Consider the following 23,883-nt stretch of genomic DNA (forward strand, 5'->3'; position numbering starts at 1 on the left):
TAAGGAATAGCTTAAACATAGGACTCGACATCTTGCGCGTCAACCCTTTCAGCTCCAGGTATATCGAAGCCGCTCGACGGTTGTCGCCTCGTCCATCTGGGAGAAAGTCTCGCGCTCAACTCCCTTCACCGACACCATCGCTTCGATGATCGGCTCCCCGAAGATTTCCTTCGCCACCGAGGAGGAGTTGAACTTCTGCACTATCTCGCGCAGATCGGTGGGGACTCGGGTCACCCCGCGCTCATCACGTTCCGCCTCCGTGAGAGTCGACGGGTTCACCACAATTTCCGGCGGCAATGGCGAGGCATTGCCGATACCGATATGCGAGAGGCCAAGTATCGCAGCGGTCGCCAGATACGGGTTGGCCGATGGATCGACGATTTTCACTTCGGCGTTGGCGCCGTGTGGATTCGACGGTGACTCGGCGCAGAATCTCAGTGCCGCTTCCCGGTTCTCGAGCCCCCAACAGACGTAGGCCCCCGACCAATTGTCCGGTCGCAGCCTGACCCCGGAGAGCGGTGAGGACGCAAAGACGGCCGTGAATTCCGTTAGGTGAGAGAGGATTCCACCCAAAGCTGATGATCCTTTGTCGGTCATCCCGTACTCCTGCCCGCCACCGGAGAAGACGGGCCGCCCACCTGAGTTCAACGAAAAGTGCTGGTGTGCACCGTTCCCTACACCTCCGATCGTAGGTATCGGTGAAAACGAGGCCGCCAATCCGTGGGCTCTGGCAGTGCGGCTGATCAAGATCCGGGCCAGTATCACCAGGTCGGCAGCCTGAACAGGAGTTGCCGGAGCGATGGAGATCTCGAATTGTTCCGGTCCGTACTCTGCATGCACTTGCTCGATATGAAGTTGTGCGCGTTCGGCATTGCGCAGAAGGTCCTTGAGGAAGTCCTCGCGGCGCAGGACTGCACCTAACCCGTACGCCGACCACGCTCCGTTGCACGCATCACCGAAAAGAGTGAACTCGATCTCGTGACCCACCCGAGCTTCCAGTCCGTCGGCGGCAAGCCGCGCCACGACGGCAGTGAGTGCGGACCGAGTACACACGGCAGCCGTCGCACCGTCTTGCTCGTGCAACGTCGCCGGCGCCCACGACACGCCCCCGCCGAGATCACGGAGGTCGGAGCGGTCGATACGCAACCGGAGATCACCCACGACGGAAAAGGAATCGGTGAAGGCAATCCGATCGTCGCTACAGAAGACGTTCCAGCTCGGTGAGACTCCCGCACCGGCTTTCTCGAAGACACCGGTTCGGCCGGCCGGCATCACCTTCGCGCGCGCGACACCCGCCATGTCGACGATCGAGCCGATGGTCAGAGCCGGTACTTCCCTCATCCAAAGGCAAATACCCCACCCGGTGACGCGCCAACCCGTCAGATCAGGTTGTCCTCCACCGGCAGTCCGAACGCCGCCCGGCCGTAGAGCGCCAACGCGCGCTCGGGTTCGTTGGCAACGTGAACGCTGCCCGCATGAACGTCACGCCACGCACGCTCGATCGGGTTTCCGCGAGAGAGGGAGTTCCCGCCTGCCGTCTTGAAAAGCATGTCGATCGCTTCCACCGAGCGTTCCGTCGCACGAACCTGATCACGACGCGCACGCAGCCTCATCGAGAGTGGGAGCTCCTGACCGGCCACAGCAAGTTCGTACATCTCCCGGATATTGCGATCCATCTGCAGAATCGCAGCATCGATCTCCGACGACGCACGTGCGACGGCGACCTGAGCGAACTGATCCTCACTGAACCGTCCACCACCCAAACTCAGACGGACGCGCTCACGCATCACGTCCAGGTACCCCTCGTAACAACCGGCGACGATGCCCACACACGGAGCGGCAACCGTCGAGGTGAAGATGCTCCCGAACGGAAGTTTGTACAGCGGGCCAGGATTGACCGCTTGGCCAGGACCACGCAGTTGTGCGGTCTCGTAGTTGCGCTTCAATCGGTGCTCGGGAACGAAGGCCTTGTCGACCACGATCTCGTTGCTCGCGGTGCCCCGCATACCCACGACATCCCACACGTCACGGATTTCGTAATCGGTGCGCGGCACCAACACCGTCATGAAATCGACGGGACGACCATCCATGCCGACCACCATCGCTCCCAGCAACGCCCAACTCGCGTGGTCGCAACCGGAGGAGAAACCCCACTGGCCCGATAGCTCGTAGCCTCCGTCCACCGCCGTCAGTCGACCGACCGGCGCATAGGCGGACGAAATGAGCGTCGTCTGATCCTCTCCCCACACGTCGGCCTGCGCTCGGTCGTCGAAAAGTGCAAGATGCCACGGGTGCACCCCCACCACCGACGCGACCCAACCGGTCGAGCCGCAGGCAGCCGAGATGGCCCTGACCACTTCGTAGAACTGAACCGGGTCGCTCTCGGCACCTCCGTATCTTTTCGGCGCCAGCATGGAGAAGACGCCGGCTTCGGACAGCTCCCGGATGGTCCGTTCGGAGATCTTGCGCGAATCGTCGACCTTCTGAGCGCGGGCCGCGATCTTCGGAAGCAGATCACGGACTGAACTCAGAACCTTGTTGACCATGGGAGACACTCCTCGCACCGAACCGTGAGGGAGCGGATCGGCAGATAGACATAACGGCTGCCCCGTCACGATATGTCGGTCACGCGTTCCGGTGATCGGAAGTCCCGGAGGCCGGGATCAGCCGCCGGATCCTCGCGCTCGCCGCTGGTCCCGGCCAGTGAGACGAGACCCCAGAGGCAATTCACGCTCCCCTAGCGTCGGGCGTCGACACTGCCCCTGGAAAGGACGGGACTCATCGTGACGATCACTCAGTCCGACAACGACGAGGTTCGCGAGATCCAAGCTGGAACCGCGCCTACACGCTTTGCGCGTGGATGGCACTGCATTGGACTCACGGAGTCCTTCAAGGACGGCCAGCCGCACTCCATCGAGGCGTTCGGCACCAAACTGGTCGTCTTCGCCGACAGTGAAGGCAACGTCAAGATCCTCGACGCGTACTGCCGTCACATGGGTGGCGACTTGAGCCAGGGCACCATCAAGGGCGACGCCATTGCCTGTCCGTTCCACGATTGGCGCTGGGGCGGCAACGGCAAGTGCCAGAAGATTCCGTACGCACGCCGCGTCCCCCCGCTGGCCAAGACGCGCGCCTGGCAAACCCTCGACCAGGACGGCATGCTCTTCGTCTGGCACGACCCCGAGGGCAACCCGCCGACCGACGACGTGGCTATCCCCCGCATCGAAGGCGCGCTCAGCGACGAGTGGAGCGACTGGGTCTGGTACACCACGACCGTCGACACCAACTGCCGCGAAATCGTCGACAACATCGTCGACATGGCGCACTTCTTCTACGTGCACTACTCCTTCCCGACGTACTTCAAGAACGTCTTCGAAGGCCACGCCGCAACGCAGTACATGCGCGGCGTCGCTCGCTCGGACATGCGTCCCCACGCAGCAGGCACCCCGAAGATGGTCGGCAGCAACTCGGTTGCCACGTACTTCGGCCCCTCCTTCATGGTCGACGACCTGACCTACGAGTACGAGGACTACAACGTCGACTCTGTGCTCATCAACTGCCACTACCCGGTCAGCGCTGACAAGTTCGTGCTCCAGTACGGCATCATCGTCAAGAAGTCGGATCGCTTCCAGGGTGAAGCCGCCGACGCGATGGCCGCGAACTTCGGCACGTTCATCGCCAAGGGCTTCGAGCAGGACGTCGAGATCTGGAAGAACAAGACTCGCATCGAGAACCCGCTCCTGTGCGAAGAAGACGGCCCGGTCTACCAGCTCCGTCGCTGGTACGAACAGTTCTACGTCGATGTCGCGGACATCGCTCCCGAGATGACCGAGCGCTTCGAATTCGAACTCGACACCGCGCGACCCGTCGCAGCCTGGCAGAAGGAAGTCGAAGACAACCTCGCTGCAAAGAAGGCAGACGAAGATGCAGCCTCTTCAGTGCGCTGAGTGCAAGGCTCAGGTCCTGGTCCAGAAGAACAGTTGGGAACACACCACCGTTCAGTGGAGTGACCAGGCCCGCGCCCAGTGCCTCGAAATCGCCGACGACCGTGAATTCGGGCAGCGAGAGGGACGACCCGGTGCCCCTCGCAAGCAGTGCGGCGCCTTGATCGCGTCCATCGTGAACGCTGCAACAGCGGGCGAACTCGAGATCCTCAACGACGAGCCGGTGCCTCAGCCGATCGTCGACGACAGCGAACCCGTACCGACTCCGTTTCACTAGTCAAGCCAACATCTTTCGAAGAAGGTAGTAATGATCGATCCTCAGTACTACGGCCCGTGGGCAGTCATCGCCGGCGGTTCAGAAGGTGTCGGCGCAGGGTTCGCCGACGAGCTCAGCAAGATCGGCATCAACCTCGTTCTCATCGCCCGCAAGCCGGGCCCGCTCGAGGAGACCGCGGCCAAGGCACGCGCCAACGGCGTCGAAGTACGCACTCTCGCATTGGATCTGCTCGTTCCGGACGCGCTCGATCAGATCAAGGCTGTCACCGACGACGTCGAGGTTGGTCTCCTCATTTTCAACGCCGGCGCCAACAGCTACGGCCACGAGTTCGTCACCGGAGATCTGACGGGATTTGCCGGAGTCATCGAGCTGAACATCAACAAGCAGCTCGAACTCTCGCACCACTTCGGCGGATTGATGAAGGATCGCGGACGCGGCGGCATCATGCTGCTCGGTTCGCTGGCCGGATTCATGGGCTCCGAGCACCAGAGCATCTACGCGGCGTCCAAGGCATTCGGGCGCATCTTCGCCGAAAGCCTGTGGCTCGAACTCCAGCCGTACGGCGTTCACGTCGTCGAGTTCATTCTCGGTGTCACTCGCACACCCGCTATGATTCGCGCGGGACTGAACTTCGACATCCCGGGCATGAACGTCGCAGAGCCCGAAGATGTTGCACGTGAAGGTCTCGAACACCTTGCCGACGGCCCGATCTGGGTGGCTGCAGGAAACTACGAAGGCGCCAAGAAGCGCAGTGGCTTCCCCCGAGACAAGACGGTCAAGGGCGCTGCCGAAGCGATGCGCAAGCTGCTCAACCGCTGACATCTGCTGTGCGCCTTTATTAACCCCCCGACGTTAAGAAAGGCGCACAGCATGAGCATCGACATCACCACTCTTCTCGACGAACGCGAGATCACCCGCTCCATCTTCGAGTTCGCCCGAGCCATGGATGCGCGAGCGTGGGATGAACTCCACCGGATCATGACGCCGGACGCTACGGCAGAATTGGGCACCGGAACTCTGCGCGGACCCGCCGAGGTAGTGGCGTCCATCCGCTCGTTCCTCGACGAGTGCGGTCCCACCCAACATCTGATCGGTAACGTGCTGGTCGAGGTGGTCGGCGATCTCGCCACCAGCCGCTCCTATGTCAGCGACATGCATGTGGGCACCGGGAGCAAGGCTCACCTGAACTTCTTCACCCTCGGCGACTACCACGACTCATGGGCGCGGATCGACGGAAAGTGGCGAATGACGCACCGCACCAAGCATTCACACGCCAGTCAGGGATCCATCGAGGTTCTGGGCGCCGGCCCCAGCGGTTGGCGAAGCTGATTCAGCTCAACATCGACGAACGGCCGGTCGCGAGCGGACTCTTGCTGGTGAGTCCGCCGTCGACCACCAGGGTCTGCCCCGTCATGTAGCGAGATTCGTCCGAAGCCAGGTAGACCATGGCATGCGCGATGTCTTCGGGTTCGCCGAGGTAAGGCAGGGCGTTTGCCTGCTTCATGCCGTCGATGACATCAGCGGGGACGTTGTCCACGAGAGCGGGTGTCATGATCGCGCCCGGCGCTACGGCATTGCACCGAACACCGTTTGCTCCGTACTGGACTGCGATGTACTGCGTCAGACGAATGACTGCCGCTTTGGCGGATCCGTAGGCAGACTGCAGGGAATCCCCGATCAATCCACCTACCGAGGCCGTGTTGACGATCGATCCTCCACCGGCACTGTTCATGTGCGGAATGGCAAGTCGAGAAGCGACGACAGTGCTGCGGACGTTGAGCGACATCACGCGATCCCACTCGTCCAAGTCCATCCGGAGCAGGTCGAGATCCTTGCTCGGGTTACTACCGCCCACGTGATTACACAGGACGTTGATGCCGCCGAATTCGGCGACCGCCTTTTCGATCATCGCTGCCAGAGAGTCCTCGTTCATGACATCGACGCCGAAACCCAGTGCATTGCCACCGGTCTCGCGAATCGCCACCGCCGCTTCCTCTGCACGCGCAGGATCGAGGTCGGCGACCAACACCTTGGCGCCCTCTGCCGCCATGAGTTGTGCTGCTGCACGCCCGATTCCACTGGCGGCGCCTGTGATCACTACACTCTTGCTTTCGAGCCTGTTCATATCTGTTCCTTTCGCGGAGAATCGCCGTACCCGGATCTCACGTGCCCGGAGTTGACAGCTCGGCGATTGCCCGATCACTACCAGTCAACGCAGGATCGACAGCCTCGTCCAACTTTCTTGAATGAACTCACAAGTACGTGACCACGGCCCGCGCACCTGCTACACCGCCGAAATCGAGTGGCGACGGAAGACCTCACTGTGCTGAAGTGGCACTATGCAGAATTCTGTTCGACCGCTGTCCATCGACGACCTCGACCGTGCCGCCGAGGTTCTCGGCGAGGCGTTTGCCGACTACCCCTGGACGAACTGGTGCGTCGCCGAAGACTCCCACGTGGAACGCGTCGCGACTCTGCAACGGATCTACCTCGAACACCTGGCACTACCGTTCGGGCGTTCCTACATAGACGATTCCGGCAACGGCGTCATCGCAGTCCTGCCGCCGGACGCTCCAGAGCCTGATGAAGCGACCGTCGAGAAGATCGTCGAACTGCACGGAGATCGGTTCGAGCGCGTTCTTCAGGCTGACGAACAACTGTCTGCGCTTCCCGTCCCCGACAACGCGTGGTCGTTGGCAACGATCGGTACGACGCCGCGCTCACGCGGAACCGGATTGGGTTCTGCGCTACTGAAACATGCTTTGGCGGAACTGGATCGAACCGAACAGAATTGCTGGCTCGATACGTCGACCGAACGAAATCTACCGCTGTACCAACGGTTCGGTTTCACGATCGTCGGCCAGACCTCGCTCCCCGACGGACCGGACGTATGGCGGATGCATCGACTTCAGGGCTGATTGTTCGACTTCAGCACTCGCCGAATCATTTTCGACAACGACGCGTATTGGGTGATCGTGTTGACGGCGATCCACCTCGAGACCGGCCACGTCCGGGTCCACGAGAAAACCCCGACCGACAGCAGTTGATCGTCGTCAAGGGTCTCGATGTAGTTGCGCAATATCGCAACAGCAGCTCCCAAGCGGTCACGAAGCTCCTGAGCCGGAATGTCGATGCTCGCGTCGACAACCGACTGGTTCAGTGCGGGTGTTTGCGTCCACTTGTAACCCGCCGCCGGCGTCTGCGGAGCCTCGTCTCGCAGCCCGGCACCTATCCACTCTGCGACGGCCTCTGCCCACCAGACACGCACAGCGAGTACGTCGTGCACCGTCCACGCGTCGACGGCAACGGCGTCGAACGCATCGGCCTCGGCGACGCCGTCGAGTAACGCTTCGAGTTTCGAATACGCCGAGTCCAGCTCGCTCACCAGTTCTTCGCGTGACCAGGTCTGCGCCACAATGCCTCCGAACGATCAGTGGAGAAGAAAGAAGCGGGACCATCTCGACTCGATGGCCCCGCCTCCAACTTTAACGTCCTCCCGGATTCAGTTCAGCTCACCCAAGAACCTTCCGAGGTTCTCGGCGATTTCCTTCGACCTGGTGTGGTGCAGGTAGTGGTCTCCGTCCAGCAAGATCACCTCTCCGTGGTCGACGGAGGCTGCCTGCCCCTCGTGCAGCTCTGTCCAGCCCTGAACTTCTGAATTGTTCACGGCGAACAACAGAATCGGAAGATCGGCTGGGAACGTCTTGCCGATTGCTTCAGCGAAGTTACTGGAAAGATGATCCATCTCGTTGAGATAGGTATCGCTGAAGTTGTTCTTCGCAGTCAACTGTCGCATCTCGTCCTTCGCGGCGGGATCGAGGTACTCGTCCGAGGCTTCACCACCGACGACCTTGGACAGCAATTCCGCCAAGCCCAATTGCCTTCCAACTCGGAGTGCGTCGATCGGGAATTTGGTATCCATGTTCGGCTGCCCTGGAACACTGCTGTCGATACCCACGAATGCGGTGACCTCGTCACGGTACTTCGCGGTGTAGTCCAGCGCATAGAGACCAGTGATCGAGTGCCCCATGAGGATGTATTCGTCAATTCCCAGCGACTGTACTGCCGTATGAATCTCTTCGACGATGTTCGCAGTCGTGCGGTCCTTGTCCGTTCCGTCACTGTAGCCGTAACCGAAGGGCTCGATCGTGACGACGCGGTAGTCGGGTGCGAGCTCGTTGACAAGCGGTGTGAAGTCGAGAATCGGTGCGGACGTTCCGAACCCGGGTAACAGCACTATGGTCTGATCGCCGTTGCCGCGGATCGAGTAGCTCATGTTCTTTCCGTCGACGGACACGAACTGGTTGCCCGTCTCCCCGGCCGGAACGCTCGCTTTGCTGGAGCCGACATTGAATACGAGCGCTATCGATACCAGCACAACCAGAACTACGGACACCGAAGCAACCAGCTTCAGTGCAACGGTACGAATCTTCTTCATTCTCATCCTCATCTTCTCGGGCGTCGATACGGCTAGGAAAGGCTCGACATCGAGGCCGCACTGGTCTCGTCGAGCACACGCAACACGTTGTTGCCCATCAGCTTTGCCAAGTCCTCCGCGGACCAACCGCGTTCCGCCAGACGGTCTATCAACACCGCGAAACCGGATACGTCCTGCATACCGTCCGGAAAGTCGTCGAACCCATCGTAGTCACTGCCCAAACCGATGTGGTCGATGCCCGCGACGTCTCGGGCATGCTCGACGTGGTCGGCGAGATGGTCCACTGTCATCGCCGGTCGTGGGCCGACTCGCCCGCCTTTGAACCATTCGTTGTACTCGGCAGAAAGGAACATGGGTACAAAGGCGATCATGATGACCCCGCCGTTGTCCGCGAGCAGTCGCATGACGTCGTCGGGAACATTACGGGGGTGACCGCATAGCTGAGAGCACGACGAATGGCTGAAAATCACCGGCGCCGACGACGTCTCGATGGCATCTCTCATCGTTTCCACCGAGACGTGCGACAGGTCGACGAGTACGCCGAGCCGATTCATTTCGCGCACGATCTCGCGACCGAAGTCGGTCAGCCCGCCGTGTACTCGAGTGTCCGTCGCGGAGTCCGCCCACCCGGTGTTGTCGTTGTGCGTCAGCGTCATGTACCGAAGACCAAGGCGCGCCATCATTCTCAGGACACCGAGCGAGCTGCCGATGCTGTGACCGCCCTCCGCGCCCAACAAGGACGCGACCTTGCCCTCGCTCCAGATGCGACGCACGTCGTCACCTGTACGCGCGAATTCGAAAGTATCCGGATATCGCTCGATCATCCGGTACACGTAGTCGATCTGTTCGAGTGTGTACTGAACCGCCTCTGGCTCCGTCCGGTCACACGGGGTGTAGACCGACCAGAACTGCGCACCGACGCCGCCGCGACCGAGTTTGTCGATGTCGGTTTGGAAGATGGAATCCTTCTCGAGATTCTCCACCGAGTATGCGGCAGTTTCGCGAGCCGTCCAGGCCAGATCGTTGTGACCGTCGATGACCGGCGCAAGGCCGTAAGCATCCAGTGCCGCGGGGTGATTCACGTCCGGAAAAGGAGCGAGAGGTTTCATCATGAGTTTTCCTCGAAAAGTAGTGCGGGCAGGTCGAGGGCCCTCATCGCCTTCGACCTGCCCGAGATTTCATTCAGCGGAGAGAATCATCTCGCCGCGACTAGTCGGAAATCTTCTTGAAAAGCCTTGTCATGTAGAGATATTGCTCGCCATCGATCGTGAGATGAGCCATCTCACCCGAAGCGCTCTCGTTACTGATCGAGAACCGGGAGGCGGACAGAGGCACGACCTTGGTGGGCGGAGCCGGCGGCTCGCCGTCGATCTCGACCTTGGCGAAGTTCTGCACCTGGAATCCGCCGTCCTCGCCGCGCGTGAGTTCGATTCGCACGGTTGTCGATTCATAGGTTCCGAGAATGTGAGACAGGTCGATGTCTTCCGCATTCGGCTCGGACTTCGGCTCCGGCAGAACGAGATCGAGCTCCTGGGCGATCTCCTTCTCGATGTCGTGGGCCAGGGCGCCGCCGCCACGCGAGTTGGTCACCACGGCCATGGCGAGACCGAGCTCGGGGAAGGTGTGAAAACGAGTGATCTGGCCGATCGTCGCACCACCGTGCTGCGCGGACGTCACGCCACCCCAGTCGGACAGGATCCAGCCGAGACCCCAGGCCTGATCGACGCTCGAGACCGCGGTCAGGTCGAATTGCGGAGTGCGCATCAGGCGCGCGGATTCTTCGGACAGAATGCGTTCACCCGTCAATGCGAGTCCGTCACGCATGTGTGCAGCACCGAAGGTCAGGAGCGAGCTGACCGATCCGGTGATGATCCCGGCCGGACCGATACCGCGCGGAAGCAGCCACTGCTTGGTCGGAATCACCTTGTCCGGCGACGTCCGATCCGGGTTGGCCACGTGGCCGACGGCCGTGCGGAACAGCGGCGCGTCCTTGGCCTTGGTGATGATGTGCGTCAATCCGAGTGGCTTCCAGAGATATTCGACCAACGCCTCGTCCCACGTCATCTCACGAAGGACCTCGACGATGCGGCCGGCAACGGCAAAACCCGCGTTGCTGTAACTCAGATGCCCGCCGGGCTCGGTGACGCTGATCGCGGTCGCGAGTTCGTCTACGTACTTCTCGACGCAGTCGTCACCGTCACCGGTGTCGTTGAACAGGTCTCCGTCGATACCGCTTGTGTGCGTGAGCAACTGGCGGATCGTGATTTCCTTCGTGTTGGAAGGATCCGCGATCGTGAACTCCGGAAGCACCTCCACCACCAGGGTGTCCAGCGTCAGCTTGCCCTCGTCGACGAGCTGCATGATCAGCGTCGTCGTCCAGATCTTGCTCGCGGATCCGTACTGGAACAGGGTGTCTGCGTCGACGTCGACGCGCGTGTTCAGGCTCGTCACTCCGGTGGTGATGACACGGATGTCCGCCGCGCCGTCTTCGCCCAGCGCGATCACACCGACCTGCGCGCCCGGTACCGAATGCTTGGCTGCCAGTTCGTCGAGGCGTTCCTGCCACTTCGGGGCGACAAGTAGGTCCTTGGGCAAGTCGGTCACAGGTCGAACTCCTTCGATCATGGAAGCGAGCGGCGTAGACGGCGTTGCTGGGATCCGCTCAGGTCTCACTCGTCGGGAAGTGAGGTTGCGGAAGCAATAACCGTCCACCCATGATCTCAGTGTGCTCGCAGTCACGTCCTGGTCGATTGCACCGAAGTCGGCCCCGAAAATGGTGCAATCGGACGAGCGAGTGTTCAGGATTCGCCATTCGAAACGATCAGCGCTCGAAGGTTCCTTCCAAGCGATTGCGTGAACCCGGATGGATCAAGCGCGCCGCGCTGACCAATCCGTTAGCCGACCAGGTGCGGCGGCGAATCAGCAGGCACGGTTCCCCGCGATCGATGCGTAACAGCTCGCATTCGTCCGGGCTACCCAACACCGCTTCCACGACATGCTCGCCGCGAACCAGAGGCGCAACGTCACTCAAGTAGTTGTTGGGGGTGATCGCGGTGAAGTCCTGGCGCAGATAGTCGGGCGCCTCGTTCGGATTCACGAATCGGTCTTCCACCTGAATCGGAGTTTCGTCCTCGAAGTGCACCATCAGCGAATGGAACACCCGTTTGCCCACCGATTCACGAAGGAACGTCTGCCCGTGGTCGGTTTCTTCCTCACGAACGAAGACGACCTCGGTTCGATGACGGTGGCCGCGGCGCTGAATCTCGTCGGCGATGTTCTTGACTTCGAACAGCGGGGACGCGGTCTTCGTGGCGGCGACAAAAGTACCGACCCCCATCATCCGCACGATCAGACCGTCGCTGGTGAGTTCGCGAAGCGCTCGATTGATCGTCATTCGTGACAACCCCAGCGCACTGACCAGTTGATTCTCCGAAGGCAGCTGATCGCCTTCGGTCCACCGACCCGAGTTGATCTGCGAGACCACGAGGTTCTTGACCCGTTCGTAGGCAGGGGCGGACTCGCCGCCTGCCTCGTTGAACAGCACGGCGAGTTCTGCGTCCACTTCGGCAATCGCCATCGCCACCACCCGTTCGTCGAAAACCACCGAGTCGGTTCTCCCGTTCGGCCTCCGAAGTCTATCCGCCTCGTGCACCTTTCCGATCCATCCGAGAGCGTCCGCGCCGGACCTAACCCACCATGCGCCGCAATTGGCTCGTCGCAACCGAAAGCGCAGCAAGATCGTGTTGCCCGGATGCCTCGATCTCTGCGAGCGCGAGAGTGGACCTCTCGATTCTCGACGCATTCCTTTCTTCCCACCTCGAGAGTTTTTCCGCTGTCGTGTCACCCGCTTCCGCGTCGGCCAAGACGTCGAGGGTCAGGGCCCGCACCGTCGAGTACAACTCGTCCCGCAACGACAACCTCGCCAACGCGTTCCATTTTCCGTCCTTGCTCAATGCCGACACTCGATTGAGCATCGGGACGAGCCCAACATGCTCACCGAGCCGGAAATAGAGTTCGCCGGTCTCCGAGATCGTCCGATCGGCGAGGTCCGCGATCTCCACCACGTCGAGCAGTCCGAACTGATCGAGCAATATCTCCACTCGCCTGACCAGGTTCTCCGGCGCGCCCTTGTCCGTGATGAGGACCGTTCGCGCAGCCAGGTTCCGCTGATCTGCGCCTACCAGCCAGCCATCGAGCTCTGCCGACGCCTCCGCGATGCGATCACCGAATCTGCTGATCTCGGCCCCGACGGCCAGCGGTTGCGGACGACGTGTCAGCATCCACCGTGACGCCCGGTCGAGCAGTCGCCTGGTGAGCAGGATCAACTCGTCGGACACTGCGGTCGAGATCGAGGCTTCGCTGATGTCGTGCCACAACCCCCACAGTCCGAACACCTCGGAGACCACAGTGAAGGCACGTACTGCGTCTTCCGGATCAGCGCCGACTTCTTCACCGAGCCGATACGCATAGGTGATGCCGCCTCGATCGATGACGTTGTTCGTCAGCACTGTCGCGACGATCTCGCGACGAAGTGGGTGCCGGTCGAGGGCGTCACCCCCTGCAACTCGAACGCCCTCCGGAAAATAGTTCGCCAGCACCTGGCGGTAGATCTGGTTGTCGATCGAGCTTCCTTCCAACAGCGTGGATTTCAGATCGAGCTTGACGTGGGCCATCAGTGTGGCGAGTTCCGGCGACGTCAGCCCCGTTCCCGACTTCTCGGCCGCGGCGAACTGCTTCTTGGTCGGAAACCCTTCGATGACACGGTCGACGATCCCGCGCGATTCGAGGTTGGAAATCACTCTGCCGTGCACACCGATCATCGCCCCCGCATCCGCCCGCGTGGTACCCATCAGTTCGTTCTGCGAACGGTTGTCTGCGAGAACGAGTTTTGCGACCTGGTCGGTCAGCGATTCGAGTAGTGCGTCACGACGTGAGTCCGTGACGACGCCTGAGCTGATCAGAGAGTCGAGAAGGATCTTGATGTTCACCTCGTGGTCGGAACAATCGACTCCGGCCGAATTGTCGAGGGCGTCTGTGTTGATCCGTCCACCGCCGCGTGCGTATTCGATCCGTCCGGCCTGGGTGAGGCCGAGATTGCCTCCTTCACCGATCACTCGGGCACGCACTTCGTTGCCGTTCACCCGAACGGCGTCGTTGCTCTTGTCGCCGACTTCGAGGTCGGACTCACCGGAGGCCTTGACGTACGTTCCGATGCCGCCGTTCCACAACAGATCTGCCGGGGACCGCAGAATCGCCCGAACCAGTTGTGGTGGAGTCAGTTCGGTGACGTCGTCCTCGAGGCCCAGTGCCTCTCGTATCTCGTCACTGATCGGAACGCGCTTCGCCGAGCGTTCCCACACTCCGCCGCCGGCACTGATCAAGGTCGGGTCGTAGTCGGCCCACGAGGATCGTGGGAGCGCAAAGAGACGTGATCGCTCGTCGTACGAGCGCTCAGGCGACGGGTTCGGATCGACGAACACGTGCCGATGATCGAACGCCGCGATCAGGCGAATGTGCTTGCTGCACAACATACCGTTGCCGAAGACGTCGCCACTCATGTCTCCGATCCCCACCGCGGTGAAGTCATCGTGCTGGGTATCGACGCCGAGCTCACGGAAGTGCCGCTTGACACTTTCCCAGGCGCCCTTCGCCGTGATACCCATGGCTTTGTGGTCGTAGCCGACCGACCCGCCGGACGCGAAGGCGTCGCCGAGCCAGAATCCGTACTCCGCGGCAACCTCGTTCGCGATGTCGGAGAACTTCGCAGTTCCCTTGTCCGCGGCGACAACAAGATACGTGTCGTCTCCGTCGTGGCGAACGACCCGCCGCGCCGCGACAACGGCCCCGCTCTGCTTGTCGACGTTGTCGGTCAGATCGAGTAGTCCGCGAATGAAGGATCGGTAGCAATCGATCCCGGCCGCCAACGCAGCTTCTCGGTCTGCGTCTGCGCCCAGCCCTGGAACCGGTGGGCGTTTGACGACAAATCCGCCCTTCGCTCCGACAGGCACGATGACTGCGTTCTTGACTGCCTGCGCCTTCACCAATCCCAGTACCTCGGTGCGAAAGTCCTCTTTCCGATCCGACCAGCGCAAGCCGCCGCGAGCCACCGTACCGAAACGAAGGTGCACACCTGCTACATCGGGTGAGTACACGAATATCTCGAACTTCGGTCGAGGGAAAGGCAATACGGACAGCTTCTCCGAATCGAACTTCAACGAGAGCGCGCCGAGCGATTCAGTGGGATACACGAAATAGTTGGTACGCAACGTGTTACGGACCAGTTCGGACAACGCGCGCAGGATCCGATCGGCGTCGAGTCCTTGCACCTGCGCCACGGCCGTTTCCACGTCCGCTGCTGCACGTGCACCTCGATCTCCGTCGACGACGTCAGGATCGAAACGGCTCTCGAACAATTCGCACAATCTGCCGGCGATCTCGGGATGATCGGCAAGTACCTCGGCGACGCGACCGGTGCTGTAAGGAAATCCCGCTTGCTGCAAGAACTCCGCGTACGCCCGCAGCACCACTACCTGTTTCCAGCCGAGTCCCGCGATCGCGACCAATTCGTTGAACGAGTCCGGCTCGGCGTCACCGTTTCGAACCGCGGCAAACGTCGCCCCGAATCGCGCAGCAAAGTTGTCGAAGCCTTCGACCGGAGCACTCGGGTAGTAGAGCGTGAACTCGTAGATCCTGGACTGTTCGGTTCCCACCGGTGCGATCTCGTACGGACGTTCGTCGACCACTTCGACGCCCAGGCTCTGCAATACGGGCAGCACCTCGCCCAGAGAGAGCGGATCACCCGAGACGTACAGCCCGAGACGGTGAGTACCCGGTCCGTCGACAGATCGGGCCAACCGTGGACTTACTTCTCCGGGCGCGAGGCCCTCGAACACCGCCATGTCCTCGGCGGCTCGGACAGCGTCGAAATCCTGCTTGTATGCCGCCGGAACTCGCTCGGCGAACCGAGCACGCCTGCGCCGCTCGTCGTAGTGCGAAGCATCCAGAACGAATCGTTCGTCCCACGTCAGGCACGCGTCGACGACGAGGTCCCGAATCTCCCGTGCTTGTCGCGCCGACGCGAAGTTCGCGCCGCCGCCGACTGTGGCCGTGAAATGTACGACGGCCAAGGGGGATTCCGAGACTCGACTGGAGAACTCGATATTGTGGGCACCGAGTGCGTCGGCGAGTACCGACTCGGCCGTTGTTCTGATCGTCGTACTGAATTTCTCGCGCGGAACGAAGAGCAAAGCCGACAACTCTTGATCTCGCCCTGTCGCCGGGGAACTTCCCACCGGTTGCAAGAACAGATGGATCGATGTGCGGCCGTCCACGGAAGTGAGTTCGTCCAGCGCGTCCGCGATTCGGGCCGGCTCGGCCGCCAGGAGCACTGTGACCGGAATCGACTGAATCACTGCCAGCATCGATTGTCCGACAAACGAATCGACGGTGGATCCTGAGGCCTCGAAGATGTCTGCGACGCGTCCTCGCACGAGCGGGGTTAGCCTGACGTCGGCGACGATACCGGTCGCGGTGAAGAACCCGACGAATCGGTACGCACGGTCGCCGACGGACACGTCGATCTCGGTGGCGTATTCGGATCCACCGAACCCTTGCCGGAGGTACACCACTGCAATCGCGAGGGGCGCCGCTTTCGAATCCGAAGAGCCGGTTGGATCGGGGAGCACGCCGATGGCGTACGGCTCGTCACTGTCGACAGTTCGCGCACCACCGATGACACTGAAGTTTCCGGCGCTGCACCACCGGAGAAAGTCAGCTTCTTCGGCGTAGCCGTTCGAGTCCAGTTGCTCGCGCGCCTCGTCGACGAGGTCCCGCAGGGGCACGGAATCGCGGAAGGCACGCGCGATACGGTCGAGGATTCCGGCGACGTCGTCCGCGATCACCTGCGCCTGCGCGTCCGAACAGTGTGCGGGTAGTCCTATGTGGATCCATGATTCGGTGCGCTCCCCGGCCCGGGCGTCTTCGGTGCTGTGCGCCGGTTGTACGGCTGTGCGAAGCACGGGGTGCACCACGAATTCAGGTTCCACGCGGGCACGGGCAAGTGTCGCCAAGACCGCTTCGACGAGCTGCGGCATGTCGTCGCCGACGTATTGAATCGCGGGGCCATCCCCTAACTCCCCGGCCGGCGCGAGTCGCGAGATCGACGAGTTGTGTCCTCGTCGACGCGAAAGGTCCATGTGCGCGGCGACAATCGCCAGCTTGCGGTCTTCGGCGAGCGCAGCGTATCGATCCGCCGACAAGCCCTCGAAATACGTACTGGACACCCTCCTCACATTCTCGGAGTCCGGTGTCGTGTCGACTGAAACGAGGCTCATGTCAGCACCTTCCGTCGAAAGCCACGCTGCTTCCGACTTGTAGTGGGTTCGATCCGCAATCAACTTGTCTATACAGGCTTAGACAAGTTGATCATTGCAGAACGTGAGCCGCGACACAACAAATTCACCCCTGGACAAATTCGCCACCCTCGGCCATAGTCAGTCCATGCCAACTAGTGGCAATTAGATTTCATTAGATGAAATTCGTAACTATTCCGCCTCGAAGGAGCCCCCGTGACTACCCAGACCGCGCCCGACACCGACAGCGTCGATCTCGCAGAGTTCCGCAGCACTGTCCGAGCCTTCGCCAACGCCGAGATCCACCCAGGAGCAGCCGCACGCGACGAGTCCAAGGAGTTCCCGGCGCAGCTGGTCAAGCGCCTCGGGCAGCAGGACCTCATGGGCATTTCCGTGCCCGAGGAATTCGGCGGCCTGGGTCTGTCGACACGAACCCAACTGGTCGCCATCGAAGAAGTTGCACGCACCGACGCCGCGCTGGCATCGATCTACACCGCCCACTACCTGGGCCTCGAGCCGATTCTCGTCGGCGGCTCCGAAGAGCAGAAGCATCGCTGGTTGCCCCAGCTCGCGTCGGGCGAACTACTGGCCGGCTTTGCACTCACAGAACCCGATGCCGGCTCCGACATCGCCTCGATGCGTACCGTCGCCCGACGCGAGGACGACGGCTGGCATCTCTCCGGATCGAAGACGTACATCTCCAACGCCAAGGAAGCCGACCTGGTCGTGCTCTTCGCCAAGACGGACCCGAGCGCAGGATTCCGAGGCATCACCGCCTTCGTCGTCCCCAAGGGAACTCCGGGAATCAGCTACTCGGAGCCGCAGGACAAGATGGGAATTCGTTCGGCCCCGACGTACACCGTCTACCTCGACGACGTCGTTCTGCCGCTCGACTCCGTGATCGGCACCGAAGGTCGCGGCGGCAACATTGCCTTGACCGCCCTGAACCGAGCACGCATCGACGTAGCGGCAATGGCAAACGGCATCGCTCTGCGCGCTTGGGAACTGGGACGCGAGTACGCAACGGAGCGAAAGCAGTTCGGCACGCCGATCTTCGACTTCCAGGCAATCCAGCTACTCCTCGGTGGCTGCGACGCGCAACTTGTCGCATCACGCGTCACCGCAGACTGGGCCGCCGACGTCAAGGACGCCGGTCAGGACATCCGCCGCGCCGCATCGATTTCGAAGTACGTCGCCACCGAAGCCTGCTTCTCGATCGTCGATCAAACCGTACAGATCCACGGTGGCGCAGGTTTCATGCGCGAATCGGAAATCGAACGCCTGTACCGCGATTGCCGCATTCTCCGCATCTTCGAGGGCACCTCGCAGATCCAGTTGCTCACCATTGCCGGCAATGCTCCGTCGCCGCGTTCCACCGAGTTCTGAAAGGCGCGGACATGACTGCACTTCCCCCACTCGACGGCATCCGGGTCATCGACCTCTCGCGCGTCCTTGCCGGACCCTACTGCACCGCACTGCTTTCCGACGCCGGTGCGGACGTCGTCAAGATCGAATCCGAACACGGTGAAGACTCTCGGCACCTCGGCCCGTTCCGCGACGGCGAGAGCATCTACTTCAACGTGCTCAATCGTGGCAAGCGTTCGGTGGCACTCAACCTCAAGAACGACGAGGACCGTGAGGCGCTGCTGACGCTCATCGAGACCGCCGACGTCGTCGTCGAAAACTTTCGCCCCGGCGTCACCAAGCGCCTGGGAATCGACTACGAGGCTGCGCGGGCTCGCAATCCGCGGATCGTGTACGCGTCCATCTCCGGTTTCGGACAGGACGGGCCCATGTCCGGAGCCGCCGCCTACGACCTTGTAGTCCAGGCTCTTTCGGGAATCATGAGCATCACCGGTTCGGAGGAATCCGGGCCGACACGGTTGGGTGAGTCGTTCGGAGACCTGGTCGCCGGGCTGTTCGCCGCCTGGGGAATCAGTACCGCCCTGCTGAGTGCACGGGCGAGCGGACTCGGGCAGCACCTTGACGTCGCGATGTTCGACAGCATGCTCGCCATGCTGCCGACAGCACACAGCCAACTGCAATCCACCGGGCTCACTCCCCCACGCGTCGGCAACCGTCATCCGGTGTCAACACCGTTCGACACCTACAAGGCCGACGACGGACTCTTCGTCCTCGCGGTTGCGAGCCAGTCGGGTTTCGAGAAGCTGGCGCAGACGATGAATCGCGTCGACCTGATCGCAGATCCCCGATTTGCCGACGACACCGCCCGGACCGAGAACGAACCGGCACTGCGCAAGGAGATCGAAAACTGGGCTGCCGGAAAGACCGTCGCCGACGTGGTCGGTATTCTCGGCGACGCGGGCCTCGCCGGCTCGGAAATCTGGGACGTCCAGCAGGCACTCACCTCCGCGCAGGCCGAGTATCGCGGAGTCGTCGAATCGTTCGAGCACCCGGTAGCAGGAAAAATCTCCTACGTACGACAACCCGTCGTGTTCGGTGATAGCCGACGCCCCGATGTCCGCCGCAGTCCCCTGCTGGACGAGCACCACGGTGAGGTACTGCCGGGCTCGCGATAGATTCAGCGCAGACATCCCTCGGCACTTGGAGTAGGACATGGCCCCCGGCGACGTGACCCGCAGCGCGAATCGCACGTTCGAACTTCTCGGTGCGATCGTCGAGCACGGCGGGTTGACGCTCGGCGACGCCGCCAAGGCAACCGATCTGGCAACCAGTACCGCGCTTCGCCTGATCAGAAGCCTCGAACAAACCGAGTTCGTCGTCCGCGGCGAGGACAACGTCTATCGCGTCGGCCCGCGGCTACTACAGATCGGGGCTCGCGCTCTCGGTGACAATCAACTGTTGCCGAGAGCGCGGCCCGCGATGAAGGCCATCGCCGAAACCACGAGAGAGTCGACCTACCTGTCGACGAAGGGACCGAAAGACACTGCGCTGTATCTCGATCAGATCGAGGGCACGCACGCGATCCGCCACATGGGGTGGGTGGGCCAGAGCGTTCCCCTGGACGGCACCGCCGTCGGCGCAGCGTTGAGCGGCAAGGTAGGCGAGAGCGGGTACGCCATTGCGCACGACACCATCGAGGATCACTCGACCGGAGTTGCCGCGCCGATCTACAACGCGGTCGGTCAGATAGCCGGAGCGCTCAGCGTCGTCGGCCCGACATTCCGTCTGACGGACGAGGTCTGCGCCAGCCACGGTCGTGTCTTGGTGGAGCACTGCGCCCGGTTGTCCGCGGAACTCGGCAGCCAGACACCCTGACCACCCCGAGCACTTGGCGATTCAGTCTCGTATCCGAGACAATGTGGTTCCCCGCTCCCACCTCAGCCCTACCCGTAAGGACACACCCCACATGACGACGAGCCGCGTGAAATCTGCTGAGCGCGTGCTCGACGTGCTCGATCTCCTGGCCCGCCGGGGTGTGCCGCTGGCGACGGCAGAAATCTCCAGCGCCCTCGAGCTGCCGAAGAGTACGACGCATCACCTCCTCAATGTCATGCGGGATCGACGGTTCGTCTCGTACTGGGCTGATCAACGCGCCTGGACCCTGGGTGTCTCGGCGTTCGAAGTCGGTGCGTCGTACATGCGGTCCGGCCCACTTCACCGTGAGGGCCAACGATTCATGCTGGCACTCACTCAGTCGACCGACGAGACCTCCCATCTGGCGGTACTTCAGGGTTCTGACGTCATCTACCTCGACAAACGTGAACCTCTGAAGCCCGGCGTTCGGTTGGTGACCGAGATCGGGACCCGCCTTCCGGCGCATCTCACCGCAGTCGGGCGGGCGATTCTGAGCCGTCTGGATGCGGAACAGATCAGCGCGCTCTACGAGGGGTACACCTGGCCGACGCGGACCGGAACGGGTCCGTCGACGCTCGCCGAACTGCGAGAACTGCTCGCCGCAGCACGTGAGAGCGGATATGCGGTCGAAGAGAATGCGACGACATCCGGGATCAACTGCATCGCCAGCCCCGTGATCACACGGGACGGTCGTCCGGTCGCAGCTCTCGGCGTCACCTTCCTCTCCGGCTCCAAATCGGCCGAGGAGAGTGCCCTGATCGCCGACCGAGTGCGCGCCGTCAGCGCCGAGTTCTCCGCCGATCTCGGAGATCGAATGGTGGAGACCCCGACCGCAGACATGTAGCCAATTTCTCCGTTCCGTACTTTGCGGGCCTTGTTTTCGTCTCATATTCAAGACTAGAGTCTCGTATACAAGACTTTGTTAGATAGCCACGCATCATCATTGGAGTCCCATGAACGCCACCCCTGCCACCCAGACAGCCACCCGAACCATCGAGGTCGGAATCGGCGCTGTCACCATCGCCGACGTCGTCGACGTCGCGCGCAACGGATACGGCGTTGCATTGACCGCGGAATCACTGGCCGCGATCGCCGAAAGTCGTGCACGCATCGAAGCGCTGGCCGCAGACCCCACACCGGTCTACGGAGTTTCCACCGGATTCGGCGCACTTGCCACCCGGCACATTCCGGCGCATCTGCGGACACAGTTGCAGCGCAGCCTGATCCGCTCACATGCGGCAGGTTCGGGACCGGAAGTCGAACGCGAAGTGATCCGGGCCTTGATGCTTCTGCGTCTGTCGACGCTCGCCACCGGGCGAACCGGAGTGCGCCCTGTAGTCGCACAGGCGTACGCCGACCTACTCACCGCAGGCATCACCCCGGTGGTGCACGAATACGGCAGCCTCGGATGCTCGGGAGATCTGGCACCACTGGCGCATGTGGCGATGGCAATCATCGGTGAAGGTTCCGTCCGCACCGCCGACGGTGAACTCACCGATGCGGCAACGGCATTGGCTGCCCATGGTCTCGAACCGGTGGTTCTGGCCGAGAAGGAAGGCCTCGCACTGATCAACGGTACCGACGGGATGCTCGGTCAACTGGCCCTTGCGATCACCGATCTCGATCATCTGCTCAAGTTGGCCGACATCGCTGCCGCTATGAGCGTCGAGGGCTTGCTCGGCACCGATCAAGTGTTCGCCGCCGATCTTCAGGCGCTTCGCCCCCACCCCGGACAGGGCGCGGCCGCCTCGAACATGGTGCGCTTGCTTGCCGACTCCCCGATCGTCGCCAGCCATGCGGGCCCTGACTGCACCAGAGTTCAGGACGCGTACTCACTGCGGTGCGCACCGCAGGTTGCCGGCGGCGCACGCGACACCGTCGATCACGCCCGACTGGTTGCCGGGCGCGAATTGGCCAGTGCTGTCGACAATCCCGTCGTCACTCTCGACGGAAGGGTTCGGTCGAACGGTAACTTCCACGGAGCTCCCGTGGCCTACGTCTTGGACTTTCTCGCCATCGTGACCGCGGATGTCGCGGGGATCAGCGAACGCCGCACCGACCGTTTCCTCGACGTAGCACGCAATCACGGTCTGACCCCCTTCCTCGCCGACGACCCCGGTGTCGACAGCGGACTGATGATCGCGCAGTACACACAAGCTGCCATCGTGTCCGAACTCAAGCGACTCGCGAGCCCGGCCAGTGTCGATTCGATTCCCTCCTCGGCCATGCAGGAAGATCACGTCTCCATGGGATGGTCGGGTGCACGCAAGCTCCGCCGGTCCATCGACGGTCTCACCCGAGTTCTCGCGATCGAGATACTGACTGCAGCAAGAGGAATCGATTTGCGCTCCCCACTCGAGCCCTCCCCCGCCACCGGAGCCGTCCTTCGGACCCTGCGCGAGAAGGTGCAGGGGCCGGGTACCGATCGCTTCCTGTCCCCCGAGATCGAGGCCGCGGTGGACTTGGCGGCATCGGGTGCACTTGTTGCGGCCGCGGAGAACGCGATCGGCGCCCTGGCATGAGCGCGCCCGGTGCGCTGAGGCCTCGCCCCCGACCCGAAATCGAAGCACTCCCTCGATACTCCAAAGCCGCCGGCCTCGAGCAGGTTCGGTGGCGGGCGTCGAGCAACGAGTCGACGGTTGCACCCTCGGCGGCCATTCTCGAGGCCGTCAATCTCGCGGCCTCACACTCGCACTTGTATCCGTCGCTGTTCGGCGACACGCTGATCGCTCGGTTGAGCGGCCGCCTGGGCGTCGGCGACGACCAGGTATTGGTCGGCGCCGGTTCGTTGGCACTGCTCCAGCAGGTATTGACTGCGTACACGGGTCCGGGCACCGAGGTCGTCTACCCGTGGCGCAGCTACGAGGCGTACCCGATACTGATCGGAATCGCCGGGGCGAGCGGTGTACCCGTCGCACTCGATTCCGAACATCGGCACGATCTGAGTGCAATGGCGGCGGCGGTGACGCCGCAGACCCGCGCGGTACTCGTCTGCAACCCCAACAATCCGACCGGTAGCGAGTTCTCGACCGCCGAGTTCGTCTCGTTCGCCCGTGCAATCCCGGGTGACGTCCTCATCCTTCTGGACGAGGCTTACCGGGAGTTCGCGACCAGCGATGTCGACGGCGTCGACCTGCTTCGAGCCTTTCCCAACATCGTCGTCTTCCGAACCTTCTCCAAGGCTTACGGATTGGCCGGACTTCGTGCCGGCTATGCCGTCACCAACTCGGCGATCGCAGCGGATCTTCGCAGCGCTGCACCGCCCTTCGGGCTCAGCGCCGTTGCCGAGGCCGCAGCCTGCGCGGCCCTGACCGATCCGGCACACACCGATTCGATAGTCGAAACGGTGACCGCGGGTCGTTCTCACCTACGTGAGCAATTGGCTCTGCGCGGCGTCGAGACGGTCCCGAGCGGTGCCAACTTCGTGTGGATTCCTCTCGGCAAGAGAGCTTCTGCACTCGAAGCGGCCTGCGTCGCGCAGGGTGTCTCGGTCCGGATGTTCCCCGGCGAGGGTGTGCGGGTGACCGTAGGTGAGCGGGCAGCAGAAGACGCCGTGATCGCCGCTGTGGATGCACTCGCACACAACCTTTGACC

The 23,883-nt window shown here is 62.2% G+C and carries 20 protein-coding genes; 11 read left to right on the forward strand and 9 right to left on the reverse strand.

Annotation, left to right across the window (positions count from 1 at the left end):
* Nucleotides 1-48: 48 nt before the first annotated feature.
* On the reverse strand, nucleotides 49-1,341 hold the full coding sequence (locus PCS43_RS29870) for a glutamine synthetase family protein (RefSeq protein WP_209909898.1): 1,293 nt from the start codon (nucleotides 1,339-1,341) through the stop codon (nucleotides 49-51).
* 38 nt (nucleotides 1,342-1,379) lie between these two features.
* Complete coding sequence (gene hsaA / locus PCS43_RS29875) at nucleotides 1,380-2,546, reverse strand: 3-hydroxy-9,10-secoandrosta-1,3,5(10)-triene-9,17-dione monooxygenase oxygenase subunit (RefSeq protein WP_042448427.1); 1,167 nt, start codon at nucleotides 2,544-2,546, stop codon at nucleotides 1,380-1,382.
* A gap of 237 nt (nucleotides 2,547-2,783) precedes the next feature.
* On the opposite strand from hsaA, the gene PCS43_RS29880 reads away from it, so the two are divergent.
* The 4 genes from PCS43_RS29880 to PCS43_RS29895 are packed head-to-tail and all read left to right on the forward strand — an operon-like array spanning nucleotide 2,784 to nucleotide 5,550.
* Nucleotides 2,784-3,947 (forward strand): Rieske 2Fe-2S domain-containing protein, encoded by a 1,164-nt coding sequence (locus PCS43_RS29880; protein ID WP_003940257.1) that lies wholly within the window; start codon nucleotides 2,784-2,786, stop codon nucleotides 3,945-3,947.
* A complete protein-coding gene (locus PCS43_RS29885) occupies nucleotides 3,925-4,221 on the forward strand; it encodes a hypothetical protein (protein WP_003940353.1) in 297 nt (98 codons plus the stop codon). The genes PCS43_RS29880 and PCS43_RS29885 overlap by 23 nt, the downstream gene beginning before the upstream one ends.
* 30 nt (nucleotides 4,222-4,251) lie before the next feature.
* Nucleotides 4,252-5,040 (forward strand): SDR family NAD(P)-dependent oxidoreductase, encoded by a 789-nt coding sequence (locus PCS43_RS29890; RefSeq protein ID WP_209909901.1) that lies wholly within the window; start codon nucleotides 4,252-4,254, stop codon nucleotides 5,038-5,040.
* A 51-nt stretch (nucleotides 5,041-5,091) separates the two neighbouring features.
* Entirely contained in the window at nucleotides 5,092-5,550 is a 459-nt protein-coding gene (locus tag PCS43_RS29895; protein WP_054187461.1) for a nuclear transport factor 2 family protein, read from the forward strand.
* Nucleotide 5,551: 1 nt separating this feature from the next.
* On the opposite strand, the gene PCS43_RS29900 is transcribed toward PCS43_RS29895, so the two are convergent.
* Nucleotides 5,552-6,346 (reverse strand): SDR family NAD(P)-dependent oxidoreductase, encoded by a 795-nt coding sequence (locus PCS43_RS29900; protein WP_209909904.1) that lies wholly within the window; start codon nucleotides 6,344-6,346, stop codon nucleotides 5,552-5,554.
* A 214-nt stretch (nucleotides 6,347-6,560) separates the two neighbouring features.
* On the opposite strand from PCS43_RS29900, the gene PCS43_RS29905 reads away from it, so the two are divergent.
* Nucleotides 6,561-7,139: a GNAT family N-acetyltransferase gene (locus PCS43_RS29905; protein ID WP_030536976.1), complete on the forward strand. Its 579-nt coding sequence runs from the start codon at nucleotides 6,561-6,563 to the stop codon at nucleotides 7,137-7,139.
* Here the strand turns inward: PCS43_RS29905 and PCS43_RS29910 are convergent.
* The 6 genes from PCS43_RS29910 to PCS43_RS29935 all read right to left on the reverse strand — a co-directional run bounded on the left by PCS43_RS29910 (nucleotide 7,130) and on the right by PCS43_RS29935 (nucleotide 16,992).
* The gene (locus tag PCS43_RS29910) at nucleotides 7,130-7,636 is read right to left on the reverse strand and encodes a ClbS/DfsB family four-helix bundle protein (protein ID WP_050656853.1); all 507 of its coding nucleotides are present in this window, start codon (nucleotides 7,634-7,636) and stop codon (nucleotides 7,130-7,132) included. The two genes, PCS43_RS29905 and PCS43_RS29910, sit on opposite strands and share 10 nt — an antisense overlap.
* An 87-nt stretch (nucleotides 7,637-7,723) precedes the next feature.
* Entirely contained in the window at nucleotides 7,724-8,659 is a 936-nt protein-coding gene (locus PCS43_RS29915; protein ID WP_007732711.1) for an alpha/beta fold hydrolase, read from the reverse strand.
* A gap of 32 nt (nucleotides 8,660-8,691) precedes the next feature.
* Entirely contained in the window at nucleotides 8,692-9,771 is a 1,080-nt protein-coding gene (locus tag PCS43_RS29920) for a dipeptidase (protein ID WP_007732718.1), read from the reverse strand.
* Nucleotides 9,772-9,868: 97 nt separating this feature from the next.
* A complete protein-coding gene (locus PCS43_RS29925) occupies nucleotides 9,869-11,263 on the reverse strand; it encodes a serine hydrolase domain-containing protein (protein ID WP_230587599.1) in 1,395 nt (464 codons plus the stop codon).
* A 217-nt stretch (nucleotides 11,264-11,480) separates the two neighbouring features.
* The gene (gene hutC / locus PCS43_RS29930) at nucleotides 11,481-12,236 is read right to left on the reverse strand and encodes a histidine utilization repressor (protein WP_024487384.1); all 756 of its coding nucleotides are present in this window, start codon (nucleotides 12,234-12,236) and stop codon (nucleotides 11,481-11,483) included.
* A 109-nt stretch (nucleotides 12,237-12,345) separates the two neighbouring features.
* Complete coding sequence (locus PCS43_RS29935; protein WP_245361492.1) at nucleotides 12,346-16,992, reverse strand: NAD-glutamate dehydrogenase; 4,647 nt, start codon at nucleotides 16,990-16,992, stop codon at nucleotides 12,346-12,348.
* Nucleotides 16,993-17,226: 234 nt separating this feature from the next.
* Between PCS43_RS29935 and PCS43_RS29940 the strand changes: the two genes are divergently transcribed.
* The 6 genes from PCS43_RS29940 to PCS43_RS29965 all read left to right on the forward strand — a co-directional run bounded on the left by PCS43_RS29940 (nucleotide 17,227) and on the right by PCS43_RS29965 (nucleotide 23,881).
* Nucleotides 17,227-18,396, forward strand: a complete 1,170-nt coding sequence (locus PCS43_RS29940; protein WP_007732726.1) for an acyl-CoA dehydrogenase family protein — start codon at nucleotides 17,227-17,229, stop codon at nucleotides 18,394-18,396.
* A gap of 11 nt (nucleotides 18,397-18,407) precedes the next feature.
* Nucleotides 18,408-19,550, forward strand: coding sequence for a CaiB/BaiF CoA transferase family protein (locus tag PCS43_RS29945; protein ID WP_003940060.1), 1,143 nt, complete (start codon nucleotides 18,408-18,410; stop codon nucleotides 19,548-19,550).
* 37 nt (nucleotides 19,551-19,587) lie between these two features.
* On the forward strand, nucleotides 19,588-20,250 hold the full coding sequence (locus PCS43_RS29950; RefSeq protein ID WP_003939923.1) for an IclR family transcriptional regulator: 663 nt from the start codon (nucleotides 19,588-19,590) through the stop codon (nucleotides 20,248-20,250).
* Between the two features lie 91 nt (nucleotides 20,251-20,341).
* Nucleotides 20,342-21,133, forward strand: coding sequence for an IclR family transcriptional regulator (locus PCS43_RS29955; RefSeq protein ID WP_007732728.1), 792 nt, complete (start codon nucleotides 20,342-20,344; stop codon nucleotides 21,131-21,133).
* A 109-nt stretch (nucleotides 21,134-21,242) separates the two neighbouring features.
* Nucleotides 21,243-22,811, forward strand: a complete 1,569-nt coding sequence (gene hutH / locus PCS43_RS29960) for a histidine ammonia-lyase (RefSeq protein WP_007732730.1) — start codon at nucleotides 21,243-21,245, stop codon at nucleotides 22,809-22,811.
* On the forward strand, nucleotides 22,808-23,881 hold the full coding sequence (locus PCS43_RS29965) for a histidinol-phosphate transaminase (RefSeq protein ID WP_149357913.1): 1,074 nt from the start codon (nucleotides 22,808-22,810) through the stop codon (nucleotides 23,879-23,881). The genes hutH and PCS43_RS29965 overlap by 4 nt, the downstream gene beginning before the upstream one ends.
* Nucleotides 23,882-23,883 lie beyond the last annotated feature (2 nt).

The sequence above is a fragment of the Rhodococcus sp. C-2 genome, from assembly GCF_027854095.1.
Lineage (GTDB): Bacteria > Actinomycetota > Actinomycetes > Mycobacteriales > Mycobacteriaceae > Rhodococcus_F > Rhodococcus_F qingshengii.

Excerpts from the sequence above, each read along its gene's own strand:
- PCS43_RS29870 (WP_209909898.1), bottom strand. The coding sequence starts at position 1,341 with ATGAGGGAAGTACCGGCTCTGACCATCGGCTCGATCGTCGACATGGCG.
- hsaA (WP_042448427.1), bottom strand. The coding sequence starts at position 2,546 with ATGGTCAACAAGGTTCTGAGTTCAGTCCGTGATCTGCTTCCGAAGATC.
- PCS43_RS29885 (WP_003940353.1), top strand. The coding sequence starts at position 3,925 with ATGCAGCCTCTTCAGTGCGCTGAGTGCAAGGCTCAGGTCCTGGTCCAG.
- PCS43_RS29890 (WP_209909901.1), top strand. The coding sequence starts at position 4,252 with ATGATCGATCCTCAGTACTACGGCCCGTGGGCAGTCATCGCCGGCGGT.
- PCS43_RS29895 (WP_054187461.1), top strand. The coding sequence starts at position 5,092 with ATGAGCATCGACATCACCACTCTTCTCGACGAACGCGAGATCACCCGC.
- PCS43_RS29900 (WP_209909904.1), bottom strand. The coding sequence starts at position 6,346 with ATGAACAGGCTCGAAAGCAAGAGTGTAGTGATCACAGGCGCCGCCAGT.
- PCS43_RS29905 (WP_030536976.1), top strand. The coding sequence starts at position 6,561 with ATGCAGAATTCTGTTCGACCGCTGTCCATCGACGACCTCGACCGTGCC.
- PCS43_RS29915 (WP_007732711.1), bottom strand. The coding sequence starts at position 8,659 with ATGAAGAAGATTCGTACCGTTGCACTGAAGCTGGTTGCTTCGGTGTCC.
- PCS43_RS29920 (WP_007732718.1), bottom strand. The coding sequence starts at position 9,771 with ATGATGAAACCTCTCGCTCCTTTTCCGGACGTGAATCACCCCGCGGCA.
- hutC (WP_024487384.1), bottom strand. The coding sequence starts at position 12,236 with ATGGCGATTGCCGAAGTGGACGCAGAACTCGCCGTGCTGTTCAACGAG.
- PCS43_RS29935 (WP_245361492.1), bottom strand. The coding sequence starts at position 16,992 with ATGAGCCTCGTTTCAGTCGACACGACACCGGACTCCGAGAATGTGAGG.
- PCS43_RS29945 (WP_003940060.1), top strand. The coding sequence starts at position 18,408 with ATGACTGCACTTCCCCCACTCGACGGCATCCGGGTCATCGACCTCTCG.
- PCS43_RS29950 (WP_003939923.1), top strand. The coding sequence starts at position 19,588 with ATGGCCCCCGGCGACGTGACCCGCAGCGCGAATCGCACGTTCGAACTT.
- PCS43_RS29955 (WP_007732728.1), top strand. The coding sequence starts at position 20,342 with ATGACGACGAGCCGCGTGAAATCTGCTGAGCGCGTGCTCGACGTGCTC.
- hutH (WP_007732730.1), top strand. The coding sequence starts at position 21,243 with ATGAACGCCACCCCTGCCACCCAGACAGCCACCCGAACCATCGAGGTC.
- PCS43_RS29965 (WP_149357913.1), top strand. The coding sequence starts at position 22,808 with ATGAGCGCGCCCGGTGCGCTGAGGCCTCGCCCCCGACCCGAAATCGAA.